Origin of the sequence: Pseudomonas argentinensis, from assembly GCF_001839655.2 — a bacterium.
In the GTDB taxonomy this organism is placed as follows: Bacteria; Pseudomonadota; Gammaproteobacteria; order Pseudomonadales; family Pseudomonadaceae; genus Aquipseudomonas; species Aquipseudomonas argentinensis_B.
Map to the genome: position 1 here is coordinate 5,020,484 of NZ_CP056087.1, position 17,633 is coordinate 5,038,116.

Consider the following 17,633-nt stretch of genomic DNA (forward strand, 5'->3'; position numbering starts at 1 on the left):
TCGCCCTCAGTTGCCGCAATGGCCGGTCATAAATATTTTCCCCGCCCAGCCCCCGCCAATGCTGGCTTTGCCCACTGCGGCAACGTCGCAAGGACGTTTTGCACGGTTATTGCGCCTTGACCTTGCCGATTACCAACTATCCTTGTCCTAGGCCATCCCAATCCAGGTAGCCGGCCAATCGGCCGAATGGGCCATCGGTACTCACCTTCAGCAGCCAGCCAGCGCCACGCAACACAGGGTCAGGCAGGGGAAGGCAGCCGATACGCCTTGCGCGAGAGACGCAAGGCGGCTGTCCTCGATCTGCCAAGCAACGGACGGCCGACCATGAGGTTCTGACTGACCAAGGGGTGTTCGGGGGATTCATCTCGGTAGCGCGAGCGCCGGGTCTGCATGCACCCGCTCGACCGATCCCGGCCGGCTCCCAGCATCGAGCGAGGTGAAGTCATGAGCATTTTCAGTCACTTCCAGCAACGATTCGAGGCGACGCGCCAGGAGGAGTACTCGCTGCAGGAGTACCTCGAACTGTGCAAACAGGATCGCAGCGCCTATGCCAGCGCGTCCGAGCGCCTGCTGATGGCCATCGGCGAACCGGAGTTGCTCGATACCTCCCACAACCCACGGCTGTCGCGCATCTTCTCCAACAAGGTGATTCGCCGTTACCCGGCCTTTGCCGATTTCCACGGCATGGAAGAATGCATCGAGCAGATCGTTTCCTACTTTCGCCACGCCGCCCAGGGCCTGGAAGAGAAGAAGCAGATTCTCTATCTGCTGGGGCCGGTGGGCGGCGGCAAGTCCTCGCTGGCGGAAAAACTCAAGCAATTGATGGAAAAGGTGCCCTTCTACGCCATCAAGGGATCACCGGTGTTCGAGTCGCCCCTGGGGCTGTTCAACGCCGCCGAGGACGCGGCGATTCTCGAGGAGGACTACGGCATTTCCCGGCGTTACCTGGGCAGCATCATGTCGCCCTGGGCCAGCAAGCGCCTGGCCGAGTTCGGCGGTGATATCAGCCAGTTCCGGGTGGTCAAGCTCTACCCCTCGATCCTCAACCAGATCGCCATCGCCAAGACCGAGCCGGGCGACGAGAACAACCAGGACATCTCCGCCCTGGTCGGCAAGGTGGATATCCGCAAGCTCGAGGAATTTCCGCAGAACGATGCCGACGCCTACAGCTACTCGGGCGCGCTGTGCCGGGCCAACCAGGGCCTGATGGAATTCGTCGAGATGTTCAAGGCGCCGATCAAGGTGCTGCACCCGCTGCTCACCGCCACCCAGGAAGGCAACTACAACAGCACCGAGGGTTTGGGTGCCATCCCGTACAACGGCATCCTGCTGGCCCACTCCAACGAATCGGAGTGGCACACCTTCCGCAACAACAAGAACAACGAAGCCTTCATCGACCGCATCTACATCGTCAAGGTGCCCTACTGCCTGCGCGTCAGCGACGAGATCAAGATCTACGACAAGCTGCTGGTCAGCAGCTCCCTGGCCAACGCCCATTGCGCGCCCGACACCCTGAAGATGCTCGCGCAATTTTCCACCCTGTCGCGCCTCAAGGAGCCGGAAAACTCCAACATCTACTCGAAGATGCGCGTCTACGACGGCGAGAACCTCAAGGACACCGATCCCAAGGCAAAGTCGATCCAGGAGTACCGCGACGCCGCTGGTGTCGACGAAGGCATGAACGGCCTGTCGACCCGCTTCGCCTTCAAGATCCTCTCCAAGGTGTTCAACTTCGACCCGCACGAGGTCGCTGCCAACCCGGTGCACCTGCTCTACGTACTGGAACAGCAGATCGAACAGGAACAGTTCCCCGGCGAAACCCGCGAGCGCTACCTGCGTTTCATCAAGGAATACCTGGCGCCGCGCTATATCGAGTTCATCGGCAAGGAAATCCAGACCGCCTATCTGGAGTCCTACAGCGAATACGGCCAGAACATCTTCGACCGCTACGTGCTGTACGCCGATTTCTGGATTCAGGATCAGGAGTACCGCGACCCGGAAACCGGCGAAATCCTCAACCGGGTGGCCCTCAACGAGGAACTGGAGAAGATCGAGAAGCCGGCCGGTATCAGCAACCCGAAGGATTTCCGCAACGAGATCGTCAACTTCGTGCTGCGTGCCCGGGCCAACAACAACGGCAAGAACCCGACCTGGCTCAGCTACGAGAAGCTGCGGGTGGTGATCGAGAAGAAGATGTTCTCCAACACCGAGGACCTGCTGCCGGTCATCAGCTTCAACGCCAAGGCCAGCAAGGAGGATCAGCAGAAGCACAACGATTTCGTCAAACGCATGGTCGAGCGCGGCTATACCGAGAAGCAGGTGCGCCTGCTGTCCGAATGGTATCTGCGCGTACGTAAATCGCAATAAAGCAGCCGCGAGCTGCAAGCCGCAAGCTGCAAGCGAAAGCGCCTGGCTTTTCACTTGTGACTTGTAGCTTGCGGCTTGCAGCTGCCCCGGGAGGGGCATATGAGTTACGTGATCGACCGTCGCCTCAATGGCAAGAACAAGAGCACGGTGAACCGCCAGCGGTTCATTCGTCGTTACCGCGACCATATCAAGAAGGCGGTGGAGGACGCCGTCAGCCGCCGCTCCATCACCGATATGGAGCACGGCGAGCAGATCAGCATTCCCGGCCGGGATATCGATGAGCCGGTGCTGCACCACGGCCGCGGCGGCAGGCAGACCGTCGTGCACCCGGGCAACAAGGAGTTCGTTGCCGGTGAACGGATTCCCCGTCCCCAGGGTGGCGGCGGCGGCCAGGGGGCCGGTAAGGCCAGCAACTCCGGCGAGGGCATGGATGAGTTCGTGTTCCAGATCACCCAGGAGGAATTTCTCGACTTCATGTTCGAGGATCTGGAACTGCCCAACCTGGTCAAGCGCCACCTGACCGGTGCGGAAACCTTCAAGACCGTGCGCGCCGGCATCAGCAGCGAGGGTAACCCGTCGCGCATCAACATCGTGCGTACCCTGCGCTCGGCCCATGCCCGGCGCATCGCGCTGTCCGGCAGCAGCCGGGCCAAGCTGCGCGAGGTGAAGGCCGAGCTGGAGCGCCTGCGCCGCGAGGAGCCGGACAACTTCAGCGACATCCAACTGCTCGAGGCCGAGATTGAACGCCTCAGCGCGCGCATTCACCGCATCCCCTTTCTCGATACCTTCGACCTCAAGTACAACCTGCTGGTCAAGCACCCCAACCCCAGCTCCAAGGCGGTGATGTTCTGCCTGATGGACGTCTCCGGCTCCATGACCCAGGCCACCAAGGACGTCGCCAAGCGCTTCTTCATCCTCCTGTACCTGTTTCTCAAGCGTAACTACGACAAGATCGACGTGGTTTTCATCCGCCACCACACCAGCGCCAAGGAAGTCGACGAAGAAGAATTCTTCTACTCCCGGGAAACCGGCGGCACCATCGTCTCCAGCGCCCTGAAGATGATGCAGGAGATCATGGCCGAGCGTTACCCGGCCAACGAGTGGAACATCTACGGCGCCCAGGCTTCCGACGGTGACAACTGGAACGACGACTCGCCGTTATGCCGGGATATCCTGATCAAGCAGATCATGCCCTTCGTGCAGTACTTCACCTACGTGGAGATCACCCCGCGCGAGCACCAGGCGCTGTGGTTCGAGTACGAGCGAGTGGCCGAAGCCTTCGGCGAGACCTTCGCCCAGCAGCAACTGGTATCGGCGGGTGATATCTACCCGGTATTCCGCGAACTGTTCCAGCGGAGGCTCACCCCATGAGCAGCAGCAAGAAACGCCAGCCCCTGTCCACGGGCTCGGAATGGACCTTCGAGCTGATCCGCGATTACGACCGGGAAATCAGCCGGTTGGCCGAGCGCTATGCACTCGACACCTACCCCAACCAGATCGAGGTGATCACCGCCGAGCAGATGATGGACGCCTATGCCTCGGTCGGCATGCCCCTGGGTTACCACCACTGGTCCTACGGCAAGCAGTTCCTCAGCACCGAGAAGTCCTACAGCCGCGGGCAGATGGGCCTGGCCTACGAGATCGTGATCAACTCCGATCCGTGCATCGCCTACCTGATGGAAGAGAACACCATCACCATGCAGGCCCTGGTGATCGCCCACGCCTGCTACGGGCACAACAGCTTCTTCAAGGGCAACTACCTGTTCCGCACCTGGACCGACGCCAGCTCGATCATCGATTACCTGGTGTTCGCCAAGCAGTACATCACCCAGTGCGAAGAGCGCCACGGTATCGATGCCGTCGAGGACCTGATCGACTCCTGCCATGCGCTGATGAACTACGGGGTGGACCGCTACAAACGCCCCTACCCCATTTCCGCCGAAGAAGAGCGCCGCCGCCAGAAGGATCGCGAGGAGCACCTGCAGCGCCAGATCAACGACCTGTGGCGCACCATTCCCAAGAGCGCCAGCAAGGCCGATGAAAGCGACCATCAGCGCTTCCCGGCCGAACCCCAGGAAAACATTCTGTATTTCCTGGAAAAACATGCGCCGCTGCTGGAGCCCTGGCAGCGCGAGGTGATCCGCATCGTGCGCAAGATCGCCCAGTACTTCTACCCGCAGCGCCAGACCCAGGTGATGAACGAAGGCTGGGCGACCTTCTGGCACTACACCCTGATGAACGACCTCTACGACGAAGGCCTGGTCACCGACGGCTTCATGATGGAGTTTCTGCAGTCGCACACCAGCGTGGTGTTCCAGCCCGCGTTCGACAGCCCCTACTACAGCGGCATCAACCCCTATGCCCTGGGTTTTGCCATGTACCGCGACATTCGCCGTATCTGCGAGGCGCCCACCGAAGAGGATCGCCGCTGGTTCCCGGACATCGCCGGCAGCGACTGGCTGAGCACCCTGAAATTCGCCATGACCAGCTTCAAGGACGAGAGCTTCATCCTCCAGTACCTGTCGCCGAAAGTGATCCGCGATCTCAAGCTGTTCAGCATTCTCGACGACGACCAGAAAGACGAACTCAGCGTACCGGCCATCCATGACGAGCCGGGCTATCGCACCATCCGCGAAACCCTCGCGGCCCAGTACAACCTGGGCAATCGCGAGCCCAACGTGCAGATCTGGAGCATCGACCGCCGCGGTGACCGCTCCCTGACCCTGCGCCACTTCCAGCACGACCGCAAGCCGCTGGGCAGCTCCACCGAAGAGGTGCTCAAGCACCTGCATCGCCTGTGGGGGTTCGACATCCACCTGCAGACGCTGCAGGGCGATCGCATCGTCAATACCCAGCATGTGCCGCCCAGGAGCGATGGCGCGCCGGACGGCGATCATCCGCGCCTGGATCTGCATATCCCTCCGCTCTAAGAGCCCACTCACGATCTCGCGAGCTAGAGCCATACAAGGCCTAGGCGGCCCCACAAAACAGGCGAGGACCGGTCGGAGTCGCGCTCGGCTTTACGATTGTAAATGAGCTTTCCGACTGGGCTGGCAATCCAGCTTGTTTTTAACGCCGTAGGGCCGACGCGCAGCAGATCGTGAGCGGGCTCTCAGCGCTCGCCGCGCAACGACAGGCTCCAGCGCAGCGGTTATCCTCTGCCCATGACGGAGACCTTTATGCAAATCTACAAAGTTGGCGGCGCCGTGCGCGACCGCCTGCTCGGTCGCCCGGTGACCGAGGTCGACTGGGTGGTGGTCGGCGCCACGGCCGAAACCATGCTGGAACAGGGTTATCGGCCGGTGGGCGCGGATTTCCCGGTATTCCTGCACCCGCAATCGGGCGAGGAATATGCCCTGGCCCGCACCGAACGCAAGAGCGGGCGCGGCTATGGCGGCTTCACCTTCCACGCCAGCCCCGAGGTGACGCTGGAAGAAGACCTGATCCGCCGTGACCTGACCATCAATGCCATCGCCGAAGACCAGCAGGGCAAGCTGATCGACCCCTACGGCGGCCAGCGTGACCTTGAAACCCGGCAACTGCGCCACGTCTCGCCGGCCTTTGCCGAAGACCCGCTGCGGGTACTGCGCGTGGCCCGCTTCGCGGCGCGCTATGCACCGCTGGGCTTTAGCGTAGCGCCGGAAACCCTCGAGCTGATGCGTCAATTGGCCGAATCCGGGGAGCTTGACGCCCTGACGCCTGAGCGCAGCTGGAAAGAGATTTCCCGCGCGCTGATGGAGCCGCGCCCGGACGTGTTCGTTCAAGTGCTGCGCGACTGCAGCGCCCTGGGGGCCATGCTGCCGGAGGTCGACGCGCTGTTTGGCGTGCCACAGCCCGCTGCCCATCACCCGGAAATCGACACCGGCATTCACGTGCTGGCCGTGCTGCGCCAGTGCGCCGAACACGGGCAGCCGCTGCCCGTGCGCTGGGCCTGTCTGCTGCATGATGTCGGCAAGGGCCTGACCGACCCCGCCGCATGGCCGCGGCATATCGCCCACGAGCACCGCGGCATCGCGCTGATCGAAGCGGTCAACAAACGCTGCAAGGTGCCTCGGGAATGCCAGGAACTGGCCGATCTGGTGGGCGAGTTTCATACCCACGCCCACCGCGCCCTGGAGCTGCGCGCCTCGACACTGCTGGAGCTGATGCAACGCTTCGACGTGTTCCGGCGCCCGCAGCGCTTCGAGGCCTTCGTGGCGGCCTGTGAAATGGATGCCCGCGGCCGCCATGGCCTGGAAGATCGCGACTATCCCCAGGCTGCCTACCTGCTGGCCGCGATGGCGGCGGTACGCGAGGTGGCCGTGCAGCCGTTGCTCGAGCGCGGCTACAAGGGCGCCGAGCTGGGTGAGGCGCTCAACCGCGAGCGCCTCAGTGCGCTCAAAGCCTTCAAGCAAAGCCGCGAAAGTAGCTAGGGCGACGGCAGCAACTCGGCAGGCGTCAGCTCGACGCCGCGCCACTGGAACGCGACCGGCCACAGTTGTTGTTCGATACGCGCCTCTTGCCACAGTTGGGCATAGGAGCGTCCCACGCCCGGGTGGCCGACCTCGGGCACCAGCAATGCCAGGGGGCGAAGTACGAAGGCGTTCCTGAGGATTTCCGCGCGGGGCAGCACCAGGCCATCGAAATTGCCGACCAGCTCGCCATAGGTCAGCACGTCGATATCCAGCGGCAGGCCCTTGCGATCCGGCGCATAGCGGCCGTTGTCGGCCTCGATGAATTTCAGCCGCCGGTCCAGCTCGGTCAGTGGCAAGGCCGTGCGCCCGGCGATCACCAGGTTGAAGAACGGCCCGCTCTTGATACCCACCGCCAGGCTTTCGAAGACCGGCGAGCAGCGCATGTCGGTGACGATTTCGGCCAGGGCATCGAGGCCCGCGCACAGGTGCGCCTCACGCTCGATATTGCTGCCCAGGCCCAGCAGGATTGGCGTTAGCGACATCCGCGCTCGATCTCCACACCGACACCGCCACGGGCCGCCGGCACGGCGCCGGGCTTGGTCACGCGCAAGCGCACCCAGGGAATGGCGAATTCGCCCATCAGCAGCGCCACCAGGCGCTCGGCGAATGTTTCCACCAGGATGAACTGCGAGTCGCTGGCGAAGCCCTGGATGCGCGTCGACAGCGTGGCGTAGTCCAGGGCCTTGCTCAGGTCATCGTCCTGGGCGGCGGGCCGGTTGTCCCAGCCGAGCCACAGATCCAGCTGCAGGCATTGGCGAATGGTGCGCTCCCAGTCGTAGGCACCAATCACGGTGTCGACTTCCAGCCCTGCGATAAACACTGTGTCCAAGCATGCTCTCCACGGCACGACAAGCTCGCCGTACCTCGTTAGAATCGGCCATCCCCCGGCGCGGAATGGATACCATGTTTTGGCTGCTGGCGATCCTCGCCTACCTGCTCGGCTCGCTGTCCTTCGCTATCCTGCTCAGCCGCATGACCGGCCTGGCAGACCCGCGCGCCAGCGGCTCGGGCAACCCCGGCGCCACCAATATGCTCAGGGTGGCGGGCAAACGCCTGGCCATTCTCACGCTGATCGGCGATCTGTTCAAAGGTTTGCTGCCGGTACTGATCGCCGCCCACCTCGACTTCACCCTGCAACAGCAGGCCTGGCTGGGCCTGGCGGCGGTGATCGGCCACCTCTACCCGATCTACTTTCGCTTCCGCGGCGGCAAGGGTGTCGCCACTGCGGCCGGCATGCTGTTGGGGCTTTACCCGCCGGCGGCGCTGCTGGCGCTGTGCACCTGGCTGCTGACCTTCAGCCTGACCCGCACCAGCTCCCTGGCGGCGCTGACCGCCGCACCCATGACCTTACCGCTGCTGGCCTGGCAACGCCCGGCGGCACTGCTGCCGATGTGCGTGCTCAGCGGACTGATCGTCTGGCGGCACCGGCGCAATCTACGTGATCTATGGGCTGGCCGCGAACGGCATTTTTGATCTGGGTCTGCTCGTGACAGCGCAGGCTTACCTTTCGATAAACAATGGCGACATGGTGGCGGGAGCGGCCGTTCCCCTATCCCATGGGAATGGGCGGCGGCGCCTAGTCCATGCCGTGATTCTTCGCGGGCATGGCCCGCTCCCTCAATGGACCTCCGTGACGGCTGCTTCTGCCTTCTAGCCGCCCTCTCACCCGCACATCACCAATATCGTCACAACGCCGGCAACTGCTCCATCGGCCAGCGGGCCTGCACGGTGATTGCCAGGTCTTCATGCTGCCCGGCCAGCAGACGCTGGCAACCGGCGTAGGCGATCATCGCACCGTTGTCGGTACAGAATGCCGGACGTGCGTAAAACACGTTGCCCTTGAGCGCTGCCGTCATGTCTTCGAGCGACGTGCGCAGGGCGCGGTTGGCACTCACCCCACCGGCGATCACCAGGCTGCCCAGGCCAGTCTGCTTGAGCGCGCGGCGGCATTTGATGGTCAGGGTCTCGACCACCGCCTGCTGGAAGGCCAGGGCCACGTCACAGCGGGCCTGCTCGCTGTCGTCACCGCTGTCCTGGCACTGCTGCCAGGTATTGAGGGTGAAGGTCTTCAGGCCGCTGAAGCTGAAATCCAGACCCGGACGATCGGTCATCGGCCGCGGGAACACGAAGCGCCCGGGTGTGCCGCGCTCGGCGAGGCGGGCGATTTCCGGACCACCGGGGTAGCGCAGGCCCATCAGCTTGGCGGTCTTGTCGAAGGCCTCGCCGGCGGCGTCGTCCAGCGACTCACCGAGCAACTGGTACTGGCCGATGCCGTCGACCCGCACCAGCTGGGTATGGCCGCCCGACACCAGCAGGGCGACGAACGGGAAGGCTGGCGGCGTTGGCTCGAGCATGGGCGCCAGCAGGTGACCTTCCATGTGGTGCACGCCAATGGCGGGGATGTCCCAGGCGAAGGCCAGGGCCTGGGCGCAGGCAGCGCCCACCAGCAGCGCCCCGACCAGGCCGGGGCCGGCGGTGTAGGCGATGGCGTCGATGTCGGTGGCCACGCATTGCGCCTCGTCCAGCACCTGGCGAATCAACGGCAGCATGCGCTTGACGTGGTCACGCGAGGCCAGCTCCGGCACCACGCCACCATAGGCGCGGTGCAGATCGATCTGACTGAACAGCGCGTCGGCCAGCAGGCCGCGCTCGCTGTCATAGAGCGCGACACCGGTCTCGTCGCACGAAGTTTCCAATCCCAGAACCAGCATGGTTTCGCCTTCTCTGCCGCTTGCCCAGCGTAAAAGGCCGGCATGATAATCGCCGCTCGGCGGCCCAGACCAGTGCTTTTCGATCAGAGGCTTTGCATTCCGCTTGACGAGGCGGTAACATCCGCAACCCTTAAAAACCTGTGATCTTTCCGTGCCGTTGCCAGGAAGACACAAACCTCCGGTAATAAAGAAGGTAGCCCTGGATGCCAGCCGTCAAAGTTAAAGAGAACGAACCCTTCGACGTAGCTCTGCGTCGTTTCAAGCGCTCCTGCGAAAAAGCCGGTGTTCTGGCCGAAGTTCGTAGCCGCGAATTCTACGAAAAGCCGACCGCCGAGCGTAAGCGCAAAGCCGCTGCCGCTGTTAAGCGTCACGCCAAGAAAGTGCAGCGCGAGCAGCGCCGCAGCGTTCGCCTGTACTAATAGCGTACACGCAACGCCCTAATGCCCGGCCCGCCCGGGCATCATCGTCAAGAACTCCGCATCGCCTGCTGGCGAAATGGCGGAGTTTTTGCGTTTTTGCCGTTACCCATCTGGGATATCCTGAGCGTCTATGGCCGGCCTGATCCCGCAATCCTTCATCGATGACCTGCTCAACCGCACCGACATCGTCGACGTGGTGAGTTCGCGCATCCAGCTGAAGAAGACCGGCAAGAATTACAGCGCCTGCTGCCCGTTCCACAAGGAAAAGACCCCCTCCTTCACGGTCAGCCCGGACAAGCAGTTCTATTACTGCTTCGGCTGTGGCGCCGGTGGCAACGCCCTGGGCTTCGTGATGGATCACGACCAGACGGAATTTCCTCAAGCCGTGGAAGAGCTGGCCAAGCGCGCCGGCATGGAAGTGCCGCGCGAGGACAACGGTCGCGGCGGCAAGCCGCGCCAGGCCACCGACTCGCCGCTCTACGCCCTGCTCAAGGCGGCTGCCGACTATTATCGCCAGGCCCTGAAAAGCCATCCGCAGCGCCGTGCCGCGGTCGAGTACCTGAAAGGTCGCGGCCTGTCCGGCGAGATCGCCCGGGATTTCGGTCTCGGGTTCGCCCCGCCGGGCTGGGACAACCTGCTCAAGCACCTGGCCGGCGACAGCCTGCAGCACAAGGCGATGATCGACGCCGGCCTGCTGGTGGAGAACCCGGACAGCGGCAAGCGCTACGACCGCTTTCGTGACCGGGTGATCTTTCCCATCCACGACAGCCGCGGTCGGGTGATCGCCTTCGGCGGTCGGGTACTGGGTGACGACAAGCCCAAGTACCTCAACTCGCCCGAGACCCCCGTCTTCCACAAGGGCCAGGAACTCTACGGTCTTTACGAGGCGCGCAAGCACAACCGCAACCTCGACGAGATCATGGTGGTCGAGGGCTACATGGACGTCATCGCCCTCGCCCAGCAAGGCCTGCGCAACGCGGTGGCGACCCTGGGTACCGCCACCAGCGAGGAACACCTCAAGCGCCTGTTTCGCCTGGTGCCCAGCGTGCTGTTCTGCTTCGACGGCGACCAGGCCGGGCGCAATGCGGCCTGGCGCGCCCTGGAGGCCACCCTGCCCAACCTGCAGGACGGCCGCCGCGCACGCTTTCTGTTCCTGCCCGACGGCGAGGATCCGGATACCCTGGTACGCAGCGAAGGCACCGATGCCTTCCAGGCGCGCATCCACCAGCATGCCCAGCCGCTGGCCGATTACTTCTTCCAGCAACTGAGTGAAGAAGCCGACCCGCGCTCGCTGGAAGGCAAGGCGCATCTGGTCACCCTGGCCGCACCGCTGATCGACAAGATTCCCGGCAACACGCTGCGCGCCCTGATGCGCCAGCGCCTGACCCAGATCACCGGCCTGGACGCCAGCGCCATGGGCCAGGCGCAGGCGCCCGCGCGCCAACCGAGCGCGACCGCCCAGCAAAGCCACGACAACCACGCGCCGCCCTTCGAAACCATCCCCGACAGCGCTTACTACGACGCGCCGCCCGGCTATGAAGCACAAGCCGCGCCCGCCGGGGTGTTCGAACGGCCGGCACGCAAACCCGGCAAGGGCGAGTGGAAGAAAGACGGTGGCAAGTGGAACAAGAAAGGTCGCGACGACTACCACCCGCCGCGCACCGCGGTCAGCGTCGAGTCGCCGCACCTGAGTGCCCTGCGCAGCTTGCTGCACCATCCTGAGTTGGCGCAAAAGGTCGAGGATGTCAGCAACTTCGCCGCCGAAGACGACACCTATGCACAACTGCTGGTGGCGCTCGTCGGCACGCTGCAGAAGCAGCCGAACCTGCGTTCGCTGCAGCTGATCGCCCGCTGGCACGGCACCGAACAGGGCCGCTTACTGAAGGTTCTGGCAGAAAAAGAGTGGCTGATCGATCACGACAACCTTGAACGGCAGTTTTTCGACACCATAACTACACTTGCCCGTAGCCAGTCGCTCAGGCGACGCGAAACCGCTCTGCGCAGCATCATGCAGAAAAGCCCGAGCGAACTCACCGACGAGGAAAAGGCGCTGTTACGCGAGCATTACAGCAGCCTCAACTCGCCCAGCAAGACCCCAACTGGCGCCTGAGCGCCGAGCTGAGGTATAATCCTCGGCTTGTTTTCAGCCCGCCAAGACCTTAAGTGGATAGGGTGTTATGTCCGGAAAAGCGCAACAGCAATCTCGTTTGAAAGAATTGATCAGCCGTGGTCGTGAGCAGGGTTACCTGACTTACGCGGAGGTCAATGACCACCTGCCCGAGGATATTTCAGATCCGGAGCAGGTGGAAGACATCATCCGCATGATCAACGACATGGGGATCAACGTATTCGAGAGTGCTCCGGATGCGGACGCCCTGTTGTTGGCCGAAGCCGACACCGACGAAGCCGCTGCCGAAGAAGCAGCCGCTGCACTCGCGGCCGTTGAAACCGATATCGGTCGCACCACCGACCCGGTGCGCATGTACATGCGTGAAATGGGGACCGTGGAACTGCTGACCCGCGAAGGCGAGATCGAAATCGCCAAGCGTATCGAAGAAGGCATCCGTGAAGTCATGAGCGCCATCGCTCACTTCCCGGGTACCGTCGACAGCATTCTCGCCGAATACACCCGCGTCACCACCGAGGGCGGCCGTCTGGTCGAGGTTCTCAGCGGCTACATCGACCCGGATGACGGCAGCGTGCCGGCCGAAGCCGCTGCTCCCGTTCCAGCCTCTTCGGACGACAAGGCCGAAGACAAGGACGATGACGAGGAAGATGGCGACAGCGACGACGAGGAAGAAGAAGGCGATGGCGGCCCGGATCCGGAAGAGGCCCTGCGCCGCTTCACCGCGGTAGCCGATCAGCTGGAAGTCGCCAAGAAGGCCCTGAAGAAGCACGGTCGCGACAGCAAGCAGGCGATCGAAGAGCTGCGCCTGCTGGCCGAGCTGTTCATGCCGATCAAACTGGTGCCCAAGCAGTACGACGCCCTGGTGGTGCGCGTGCGTGAAGCCCTGGACCGCCTGCGCGGCCAGGAACGCGCCATCATGCAACTGTGCGTGCGTGATGCCCGTATGCCGCGTGCCGACTTCCTGCGCCTGTTCCCGGGCAACGAAGTGGATCTGGACTGGGCTGCCAGCCTGGCCAAGGGCAAATCCAAGTACGCCGAAGCCATCGGCAACCTGCAAGCCGACATCCAGCGCTGCCAGCAGAAGCTGATCGCCCTGCAGGAAGAAAGCGACCTGACCCTGGCCGAGATCAAGGACATCAACCGTCGCATGTCGATCGGTGAGGCCAAGGCCCGTCGCGCCAAGAAGGAAATGGTCGAGGCCAACCTGCGCCTGGTCATCTCCATCGCCAAGAAGTACACCAACCGCGGCCTGCAGTTCCTCGACCTGATCCAGGAAGGCAACATCGGCCTGATGAAGGCGGTGGACAAGTTCGAATACCGCCGCGGCTACAAGTTCTCGACCTACGCCACCTGGTGGATTCGCCAGGCGATCACCCGCTCGATCGCCGACCAGGCGCGCACCATCCGTATTCCGGTGCACATGATCGAGACGATCAACAAGCTCAACCGCATCTCCCGGCAGATGCTCCAGGAAATGGGCCGCGAGCCCACGCCGGAAGAGCTGGGTGAGCGCATGGAAATGCCCGAGGACAAGATCCGCAAGGTATTGAAGATCGCCAAAGAGCCGATCTCCATGGAAACCCCGATCGGCGACGACGAGGATTCGCACCTGGGCGACTTCATCGAGGACAGCACCATGCAGTCCCCGATCGACGTGGCCACCGTGGAAAGCCTCAAGGAAGCCACCCGCGAAGTGCTGGCCGGCCTCACTGCCCGTGAAGCCAAGGTGCTGCGCATGCGCTTCGGTATCGACATGAACACCGACCACACCCTCGAGGAAGTGGGCAAGCAGTTCGACGTCACCCGTGAGCGTATCCGCCAGATCGAAGCCAAGGCACTGCGCAAGCTGCGCCATCCGACCCGTAGCGAACACCTGCGCTCGTTCCTCGACGAGTAAGGGTTCACGGAATGAAAAATGCCGGTCATTGACCGGCATTTTTTTCGCCTGCACTTAACGCTCATAGAGCGGCTTTTTTGCCAGCGCATTGGTGGATGAAAAGAGCATCATCCACCCTACAACCTGGTAGGGTGGGCCGGGACGCGCAGTCAACGCGAAGCTTGTCCACTTGAGCCCAGCGGCGAGGCGTCGGGCAATCCTCGCAAACCCTACGCGGTGGAAACAGACAGTTCAGCCCGCCAGCTCGGCGAAGCCCTGACGAATCGCTGCCTCCGGCAGGTTGTCGCCGATAAACACGATCACGCTCTCGCGCTTCTCGTCGGCCCCCCATTCGCTGTCCCAGTCGAAGCCGTAGAGCCGCAACACGCCCTGGAACACCATGCGCCGGTCTTCACCGGCAATGCTCAGTACACCCTTGTAGCGCAGCAGGGAATTGCCATGCTCTTCCAGCAGGTCCTCCATGAAGCCGCCGAGGCGATCCAGATCCAGCGGCTGGTCGCCCGTCAGCACCAGGGTGGCGATGCGGTCGCTGCTCTTGCCCGGCAGCACTGGCCGCAGGCTCGGCGCCACGTCGGCGTTGAGGTTGAAGCCGCGCACGTCCAGCAGCTCGCTCAAGTCGATGCGGCCATGCTCGACCACCCGGATCGGCGCCCGGCGGTTGATGCGTTGCAGGCGCGCGGTGAGCGCCTCACGGGCAGCCTCATCGACCAGGTCGGTCTTGCTCAGCAGGATGCGGTCGGCAAAACCGACCTGGGCCTGGGCGATGGTTTCCTGTAGATGGCGCTCGGCATTGGCGGCGTCCACCAGGGTGATGATGCCGTCGAGCACGTAGCGCTCGCACAGCTCCTCAGTGGCGAAAAAGGTCTGCGCCACCGGCGCGGGATCGGCCAGGCCGGTGCACTCGATTACCAGGCGGTCGAAATCCAGCTCACCGCTGTCGCGCTTTTCCAGTAGCACGAACAGCGCCTTCTCCAGTTCGACATGGATGGAACAGCACACGCAACCGTTGGCCAGGGTCAGCACCTGCACCGGCTCGCTGCCGAGCAACTGGCTGTCGATGGGCGTCTCGCTGTATTCGTTCTCGATCACCGCGATCTTCAGGCCGTGTTCGGCCTTGAGGATATGGCGCAGCAGGGTGGTCTTGCCGGCACCGAGAAAGCCGCTGAGCACGGTGACAGGAATCGGGGAAAAGGACATGAGCGTTCCTTGGAGCTACAAGCCCTCAAGCGACAAGCTGCAAGTAGAAGCAACAGCCGCCTTGGGCTTGATGATAAGAGAGCACAAAATCAATGGCGGTGAACTACCCCAGCAGTCACCGCCATCCACTTGCAGCTTGAGGCTTGCCGCTGCCGCTCAGCAGCAGCGAATCGGCCGCCCCTTGCCACCACCATAACGTGCTTCCTGACGCTCGCGGAAGAAGGCTTCGTAGCTCATCACTGGCTGATCGGGATGTTTCTTGGCCATGTGCTCGACGTAAGTGTCGTAGTCGGGCATGCCCACCAGCATCCGGGCAGCCTGACCGAGGTACTTGCCCATCCGGCTGAGATCATTGAACACGGGCAACCTCCGGCGCATCTGCAGGCAGCGCTTCATAGGTGGCTTCACGGTCGCTGCGCAGTTCCTTGCGCCAGGCGGCGCGGCCGACCTTGATCGCGTAGAACAGCACGCTCAGCACCACGAACAGGAACAGCACGGTCAGCGTGGCGTTGGTGTAGGCGTTGAAGATCACGTGCTGCATCTGGCCGATGTCCTTGGCCGGGGCGATGATCTGCCCGGCGTCCAGCGCAGCCTGGTACTTCTTGGCCAGGGCCAGGAAACCGACTGCCGGGTTCGGGTCGAGCAGCTTGATCAGGCCCGCGGTGGTGGTGCAGATCAGCAGCCAGGTGGCCGGGATCAGGGTCACCCACACGTAGCGTTCGCGCTTCATCTTGATCAGCACCACGGTGCCGAGCATCAGCGCGATACCGGCGAGCATCTGGTTGGAGATGCCGAACAGCGGCCACAGGGTGTTGATGCCGCCCAGCGGATCGACCACGCCCTGGTACAGCAGCCAGCCCCACAGGGCCACGCAGCCGGCGGTGGCGATCACGTTGGCGGTCCAGGACTCGGTCTTCTTCAGGGCCGGCACGAAGTTGCCGAGCAGGTCCTGCAGCATGAAGCGACCGGCACGGGTACCGGCGTCCACCGCGGTGAGGATGAACAGTGCCTCGAAGAGGATCGCGAAGTGGTACCAGAAAGCCATGGTGTTCTCACCCGGCAGCACACTGTGCAGGATCTGCGCGATCCCCACGGCGAGGGTCGGCGCACCACCGGCACGGGCCAGAATGGTGTTCTCGCCGATGTCCCGGGCGACCGCCTCGAGCTGTTCGGGGGTGATCATGAAGCCCCAGCTACTGACCGTGGCGGCCACCGACTGAACGTCCGAGCCGACCAGCGCCGCCGGGCTGTTCATGGCGAAGTAGATGCCCGGCTCGATCACCGAGGCGGCGACCATGGCCATGATGGCGACGAAGGATTCCATCAGCATGCCGCCGTAACCGATGTAGCGGGCATGGGTTTCGTTGGCCAGCAGCTTGGGCGTGGTGCCCGAGCTGATCAGCGCGTGGAAGCCGGACACCGCGCCACAGGCGATGGTGATGAACAGGAACGGGAACAGGGTACCCTTCCACACCGGGCCGGTGCCGTCGGTGAACTGGGTCAGCGCCGGCATCTTCAGCTCGGGCATGACCACCAGGATGCCGATGGCCAGGGCAATGATGGTGCCGATTTTCAGGAAGGTCGACAGGTAGTCGCGCGGCGCCAGGATCAGCCACACCGGCAGCACCGCGGCGACGAAGCCGTAGCCGATCAGCATCCAGGTGATCTGCACGCCGGTGAAGGTGAAGGCCGGGCCCCACACCGGGTCAGCGGCGATCACGCCACCGAGCCAGATCGAGCCGAGCAGCAGGATCACCCCGATCAGGGAAATCTCGCCGATGCGGCCGGGCCGGATGTAGCGCATGTAGATGCCCATGAACATCGCGATGGGAATGGTCGCCATCACGGTGAACATGCCCCAGGGGCTTTCCGCCAGCGCCTTGACGACGATCAGCGAGAGCACCGCGAGGATGATGATCATGATCAGGAAGGCGCCGAACAGCGCGATGGTGCCGGGGATCTGGCCCATTTCCTCGCGCACCAGCTCGCCCAGGGAGCGGCCGTTGCGGCGGGTGGAAATGAACAGCACCATGAAGTCCTGTACGGCGCCGGCCAGTACCACACCGGCAATCAGCCAGAGGGTGCCCGGCAGGTAGCCCATCTGCGCGGCGAGTACCGGACCGACCAGCGGGCCGGCGCCAGCGATGGCGGCGAAATGGTGACCGAAAAGGATGTGCTTGTTGGTCGGGACGTAGTCCAGGCCATCGTTGTTGAGCACGGCGGGGGTGGCGCGGGTGGGGTCGAGCTGCATCACCTTGGTGGCGATGAACAGGCTGTAGTAGCGGTACGCGACGAGGTAGATCGCCACGGCAGCGACCACGATCCACAAGGCATTGATCGATTCGCCGCGGTTCAGCGCCACGGTGCCCAGCGCGAAGGCGCCCAGCAACGCGACCGCAAACCAGGCGATATGGCTGGCCATTCTGGTCATTTGGACATCTCCGGTCGCAGGTCAAGACC

Annotated in this window: 14 protein-coding genes; 8 read left to right on the forward strand and 6 right to left on the reverse strand. The window is 63.3% G+C overall.

Annotated features, from left to right (window positions below; all coding sequences use genetic code 11):
- Window positions 1–444: 444 nt before the first annotated feature.
- The 4 genes from SA190iCDA_RS22860 (at window position 445) to SA190iCDA_RS22875 (ending at window position 6,779) form a co-directional block, all read left to right on the forward strand.
- Window positions 445–2,367: a PrkA family serine protein kinase gene (locus SA190iCDA_RS22860; protein ID WP_070886122.1), complete on the forward strand. Its 1,923-nt coding sequence runs from the start codon at window positions 445–447 to the stop codon at window positions 2,365–2,367.
- 99 nt (window positions 2,368–2,466) lie between these two features.
- Entirely contained in the window at window positions 2,467–3,738 is a 1,272-nt protein-coding gene (locus SA190iCDA_RS22865; RefSeq protein WP_070886121.1) for a YeaH/YhbH family protein, read from the forward strand.
- Window positions 3,735–5,297, forward strand: coding sequence for a SpoVR family protein (locus SA190iCDA_RS22870; protein WP_070886120.1), 1,563 nt, complete (start codon window positions 3,735–3,737; stop codon window positions 5,295–5,297). The genes SA190iCDA_RS22865 and SA190iCDA_RS22870 overlap by 4 nt, the downstream gene beginning before the upstream one ends.
- Before the next feature lie 249 nt (window positions 5,298–5,546).
- Complete coding sequence (locus SA190iCDA_RS22875; RefSeq protein WP_070886119.1) at window positions 5,547–6,779, forward strand: multifunctional CCA addition/repair protein; 1,233 nt, start codon at window positions 5,547–5,549, stop codon at window positions 6,777–6,779.
- Here SA190iCDA_RS22875 and folK read toward each other — a convergent pair.
- Complete coding sequence (gene folK / locus SA190iCDA_RS22880) at window positions 6,776–7,303, reverse strand: 2-amino-4-hydroxy-6-hydroxymethyldihydropteridine diphosphokinase (RefSeq protein ID WP_070886118.1); 528 nt, start codon at window positions 7,301–7,303, stop codon at window positions 6,776–6,778. The two genes, SA190iCDA_RS22875 and folK, sit on opposite strands and share 4 nt — an antisense overlap.
- The gene (folB, locus tag SA190iCDA_RS22885; protein WP_070886117.1) at window positions 7,294–7,650 is read right to left on the reverse strand and encodes a dihydroneopterin aldolase; all 357 of its coding nucleotides are present in this window, start codon (window positions 7,648–7,650) and stop codon (window positions 7,294–7,296) included. Before folB ends, folK begins: the two co-directional genes overlap by 10 nt.
- A 74-nt stretch (window positions 7,651–7,724) precedes the next feature.
- Here folB and plsY point away from each other — a divergent pair, with 74 nt between their 5' ends.
- Window positions 7,725–8,294: a glycerol-3-phosphate 1-O-acyltransferase PlsY gene (plsY, locus tag SA190iCDA_RS22890; RefSeq protein ID WP_070886116.1), complete on the forward strand. Its 570-nt coding sequence runs from the start codon at window positions 7,725–7,727 to the stop codon at window positions 8,292–8,294.
- 212 nt (window positions 8,295–8,506) lie between these two features.
- Here plsY and tsaD read toward each other — a convergent pair whose 3' ends face one another.
- On the reverse strand, window positions 8,507–9,532 hold the full coding sequence (gene tsaD, locus SA190iCDA_RS22895) for a tRNA (adenosine(37)-N6)-threonylcarbamoyltransferase complex transferase subunit TsaD (protein ID WP_070886115.1): 1,026 nt from the start codon (window positions 9,530–9,532) through the stop codon (window positions 8,507–8,509).
- A 203-nt stretch (window positions 9,533–9,735) separates the two neighbouring features.
- Between tsaD and rpsU the strand changes: the two genes are divergently transcribed.
- The 3 genes from rpsU to rpoD all read left to right on the forward strand — a co-directional run bounded on the left by rpsU (window position 9,736) and on the right by rpoD (window position 13,976).
- Window positions 9,736–9,951, forward strand: a complete 216-nt coding sequence (gene rpsU / locus SA190iCDA_RS22900) for a 30S ribosomal protein S21 (RefSeq protein ID WP_003290642.1) — start codon at window positions 9,736–9,738, stop codon at window positions 9,949–9,951.
- 130 nt (window positions 9,952–10,081) lie between these two features.
- The gene (gene dnaG / locus SA190iCDA_RS22905) at window positions 10,082–12,061 is read left to right on the forward strand and encodes a DNA primase (RefSeq protein WP_070886114.1); all 1,980 of its coding nucleotides are present in this window, start codon (window positions 10,082–10,084) and stop codon (window positions 12,059–12,061) included.
- A gap of 67 nt (window positions 12,062–12,128) precedes the next feature.
- Window positions 12,129–13,976 (forward strand): RNA polymerase sigma factor RpoD, encoded by a 1,848-nt coding sequence (gene rpoD / locus SA190iCDA_RS22910; protein WP_070886113.1) that lies wholly within the window; start codon window positions 12,129–12,131, stop codon window positions 13,974–13,976.
- Between the two features lie 231 nt (window positions 13,977–14,207).
- Here rpoD and yjiA read toward each other — a convergent pair whose 3' ends face one another.
- The 3 genes from yjiA to SA190iCDA_RS22925 all read right to left on the reverse strand — a co-directional run bounded on the left by yjiA (window position 14,208) and on the right by SA190iCDA_RS22925 (window position 17,604).
- Window positions 14,208–15,173: a GTPase gene (yjiA, locus tag SA190iCDA_RS22915; RefSeq protein WP_070886112.1), complete on the reverse strand. Its 966-nt coding sequence runs from the start codon at window positions 15,171–15,173 to the stop codon at window positions 14,208–14,210.
- Between the two features lie 156 nt (window positions 15,174–15,329).
- Window positions 15,330–15,533 (reverse strand): YbdD/YjiX family protein, encoded by a 204-nt coding sequence (locus SA190iCDA_RS22920; RefSeq protein WP_013793040.1) that lies wholly within the window; start codon window positions 15,531–15,533, stop codon window positions 15,330–15,332.
- Window positions 15,523–17,604, reverse strand: a complete 2,082-nt coding sequence (locus tag SA190iCDA_RS22925) for a carbon starvation CstA family protein (RefSeq protein WP_070886111.1) — start codon at window positions 17,602–17,604, stop codon at window positions 15,523–15,525. Before SA190iCDA_RS22925 ends, SA190iCDA_RS22920 begins: the two co-directional genes overlap by 11 nt.
- Between the last annotated feature and the right edge of the window lie 29 nt (window positions 17,605–17,633).

What these genes read in the sequence shown, in the direction of transcription:
- SA190iCDA_RS22860 (WP_070886122.1), top strand. Translation starts at nt 445, where the DNA reads ATGAGCATTTTCAGTCACTTCCAGCAACGATTCGAGGCGACGCGCCAG.
- SA190iCDA_RS22865 (WP_070886121.1), top strand. Translation starts at nt 2,467, where the DNA reads ATGAGTTACGTGATCGACCGTCGCCTCAATGGCAAGAACAAGAGCACG.
- SA190iCDA_RS22870 (WP_070886120.1), top strand. Translation starts at nt 3,735, where the DNA reads ATGAGCAGCAGCAAGAAACGCCAGCCCCTGTCCACGGGCTCGGAATGG.
- SA190iCDA_RS22875 (WP_070886119.1), top strand. Translation starts at nt 5,547, where the DNA reads ATGCAAATCTACAAAGTTGGCGGCGCCGTGCGCGACCGCCTGCTCGGT.
- folK (WP_070886118.1), bottom strand. Translation starts at nt 7,303, where the DNA reads ATGTCGCTAACGCCAATCCTGCTGGGCCTGGGCAGCAATATCGAGCGT.
- plsY (WP_070886116.1), top strand. Translation starts at nt 7,725, where the DNA reads ATGTTTTGGCTGCTGGCGATCCTCGCCTACCTGCTCGGCTCGCTGTCC.
- tsaD (WP_070886115.1), bottom strand. Translation starts at nt 9,532, where the DNA reads ATGCTGGTTCTGGGATTGGAAACTTCGTGCGACGAGACCGGTGTCGCG.
- rpsU (WP_003290642.1), top strand. Translation starts at nt 9,736, where the DNA reads ATGCCAGCCGTCAAAGTTAAAGAGAACGAACCCTTCGACGTAGCTCTG.
- dnaG (WP_070886114.1), top strand. Translation starts at nt 10,082, where the DNA reads ATGGCCGGCCTGATCCCGCAATCCTTCATCGATGACCTGCTCAACCGC.
- rpoD (WP_070886113.1), top strand. Translation starts at nt 12,129, where the DNA reads ATGTCCGGAAAAGCGCAACAGCAATCTCGTTTGAAAGAATTGATCAGC.
- yjiA (WP_070886112.1), bottom strand. Translation starts at nt 15,173, where the DNA reads ATGTCCTTTTCCCCGATTCCTGTCACCGTGCTCAGCGGCTTTCTCGGT.
- SA190iCDA_RS22925 (WP_070886111.1), bottom strand. Translation starts at nt 17,604, where the DNA reads ATGACCAGAATGGCCAGCCATATCGCCTGGTTTGCGGTCGCGTTGCTG.